Below are 2808 nucleotides of genomic sequence, written 5' to 3'. Positions count from 1 at the left end.
TTACACACTGTACAAATTGGCCATAGTATGGGTTACGATTTTTGGTCGTTTCAGGCGCTTTGCATAACCCCGATTTATTCCCATATTTGCGTAGGCGTAGCCCGTCGTAGACATCGCACGCACTAACCTAAATTATGAAATTTTGAGGCTTGACCAAGAGTGAATAAATCTTTGACAATAACTTATCCTACTCAATGCTACTGGACGAAGTATTGTCAATTTAAAGAAATACAACTCTTGGTCTTTGCTAAAGCTAATTACCTAAATAATTCTATTTGTTTGGGTCGTTTTTCTCCTTTTTGTCTTTGGGATCTTTTTTAGGTTTTTTAACCTCTTTATTACTTTTTCTTTCCTTCGACATTAGCGTTCTCCAATTAGATTACTTAGTGAAAGCTTCCACATTCTGCCGTCAGTAAATCAGGACATGACTTACCTGATATTTTTTTAAGGCAAAAAAGAAAGTATCAAACATAAATGCCACTAACTACCATGATACGGTGTTGTTTGATTATCGAGGTTAATCCGAAATTTAAAATCGTTCGACTGAGCGAACGCGAGTGCGTCTCGGAGAAAAGTCGAAGTCCAAAATCCAAAATCCTTTGACTATTGTTCCAACAATTTTATCCGTTGCCACCAAAGATTTAACGGATAATAGACCACAGGTGCCCACAGACTACTAAGAATGGCAGAGGCTAGGGCGACACGCTGGTAATATATCCAAATATCTGCAAACTTGCGCTGATTCCCCATCAAAGTTAATTGCAACCCAAAAATAGTTTCTGCCAAAACTGCCATAACAAAGACAATTACAGCAATCGAAATAAAATCTTCTTCGATAAAACGCTGTTTTTGGAGCAGAGCAGTTAAAATTCCCACTATACCTAAACTGAGGGCATGAGTAGGGTTAGGTGATGTCATTGAATCTTGAAGTAGCCCCAGAACTATACCTGCCAATGCGCCGGCAAACACTGTGCGGTTCACACTCCAAGCTACCACCCAAATTAACAGCCAGTTAGGGGCAATTCCTAATAATTCCATACCCGGTAGGCGGGTTGGCAATAACAGTAAACATAAGAGTACAGAACTAGCCGTCACTATCCAACTCAACAACTGACGTACACCGGGATGCCAACGAGAAAGTGGCTGGATTTGGAATTTCGATTTTCGCTCTGACGATTTTGGCTTTTTCTGCCTGCTACCACCAAATGCAGGAATCTTCATTTTTCTATGGATTTTTTGAAAAATTTACTTAGACTTTTGGGTTTCCGACTCTTGGTTTTCTGGCTTTGGATATACAGCTACCCAATCGAGAGAGCGGATTGGCGGAAAAAGCTCAATTTTTGCTACTGATGCCGGAAGTTTCTTTAAGTCCAGCGACTTGATTCGTCCTACTGCTAAACCAGATGGAAATTTCTGACTATAAGTAGATGTGGAAACTAAATCTCCTACCTTGACATTTGGGACTTTTTCATAAAACTCCAGCACAGCTTCTGCTGAAGAATCCCCACGCAAAACGCCTTTAGCTGCTGTGCGGCTAACTGATACACCCACTTGACTCTTAAGATCGCTGATTAACAATACGCGGCTAGTATTGGGAGTCGCACTTTCCACTAAACCCACCAATCCGCCTTCTGCCTTGACTATGAAGCCTTCTTGAATCCCTGCATTAGCACCGCGATTCAGGGTAACTTGTTGCCACCACTGGTCAGCACTACGTCCTACTACCCGCGCTGGAATTGGCCGTGATGCCAACGGCTCTTTTTCCACATAGCCTAATAAATCTTGTAGCTTGGTTTTTTGACTTTCCAAATCTACTATACGGGTTTGCAACTCCAATATCCGCGCATCTCTGAGACGTTCTTCTGGAGTTGGCCCTGACTGCAACATCTCTAACGGACGGGTAATTGCCTGGTATGTCTCAAGCACCAGTGCACCTTGAGTTTGTCGCACTATCCAAGCACTACCAACTACTAAAGCTAACAACCCGATTTGTAACCTTTTATAATCCCACCAACGCCGTATTATAACCATATATACCTTTTATCTACTTAAAAAATTAAGTTCTACTTGGATTCTATTTATATAAAACCCAAATAGAACTCTAGCCTGATATAGGACTCCTATTTGATTTTGAAATAACTCGCCCTCAACTCGAAAAGGCTGATTCCCTACTCCCTACTCCCTACTCCCTGCCTACACAAAGAAGTTCAGAAATCAAATCGGATTGCTATATTTTTTTGCTACATATTGCGAGAGCTTTCAATGACAACTCTTTCCAACTGTTTAAAGTTTTCTAACACACGACCTGTTCCCAGCACAACACAGCAGAGAGGATCGGCGGCAATGTGAGTCACAATCCCGGTTTCATGGCTAATTAAGGTATCTATGCCTTTGAGCAAAGCACCACCACCGGCTAACATAATACCTCTGTCAATAATGTCTGCTGCCAGTTCTGGAGGTGTACGTTCCAGTGTCCGCTTCACAGCTTCTATAATTACTGATAGCGGTTCCAACATACTTTCACGGATTTCTGGGCCTTTGATTGTTACAGTTCGCGGAAGACCAGAAAGCAGGTGTAAACCTCGGACTTCCATCATGGCGTCATTATCATCATTAGTAGGATAGGCAGAACCCATCCGAATCTTGATGTCCTCGGCAGTCCGTTCACCAATGACTAAGTTATGAACTTTTTTAATATACTGAATGATCGCTTCAGTCAGTTCATCCCCAGCAATGCGTACTGATTCGCTGATTACTGTACCCTGAAGACTCAGCACTGCGACTTCTGTTGTGCCACCACCAATATCA

3 protein-coding genes are annotated in these 2808 nt (G+C 42.1%); all 3 read right to left on the bottom strand.

Annotation, left to right across the window (positions count from 1 at the left end; genetic code table 11):
- Positions 1–603: 603 nt before the first annotated feature.
- Positions 604–1221, bottom strand: a complete 618-nt coding sequence (gene mreD, locus LC574_RS34285) for a rod shape-determining protein MreD (protein WP_229458067.1) — start codon at positions 1219–1221, stop codon at positions 604–606.
- A 24-nt stretch (positions 1222–1245) separates the two neighbouring features.
- Positions 1246–2031 carry a rod shape-determining protein MreC gene (mreC, locus tag LC574_RS34280; RefSeq protein WP_229458066.1) on the bottom strand — a complete coding sequence of 262 codons (786 nt, stop codon included), beginning with the start codon at positions 2029–2031 and terminating at the stop codon, positions 1246–1248.
- Between the two features lie 209 nt (positions 2032–2240).
- A partial coding sequence (locus LC574_RS34275) for a rod shape-determining protein (RefSeq protein WP_229458065.1) occupies positions 2241–2808 on the bottom strand: 568 nt, incomplete at its 5' end.

This window comes from Nostoc sp. CHAB 5715, from assembly GCF_020829685.1.
Taxonomy (GTDB): Bacteria; Cyanobacteriota; Cyanobacteriia; order Cyanobacteriales; family Nostocaceae; genus Nostoc.
This window is presented reverse-complemented; position numbering and strand designations above follow the sequence as displayed.

Excerpts from the sequence above, each read along its gene's own strand:
- mreD (WP_229458067.1), bottom strand. The coding sequence starts at position 1,221 with ATGAAGATTCCTGCATTTGGTGGTAGCAGGCAGAAAAAGCCAAAATCG.
- mreC (WP_229458066.1), bottom strand. The coding sequence starts at position 2,031 with ATGGTTATAATACGGCGTTGGTGGGATTATAAAAGGTTACAAATCGGG.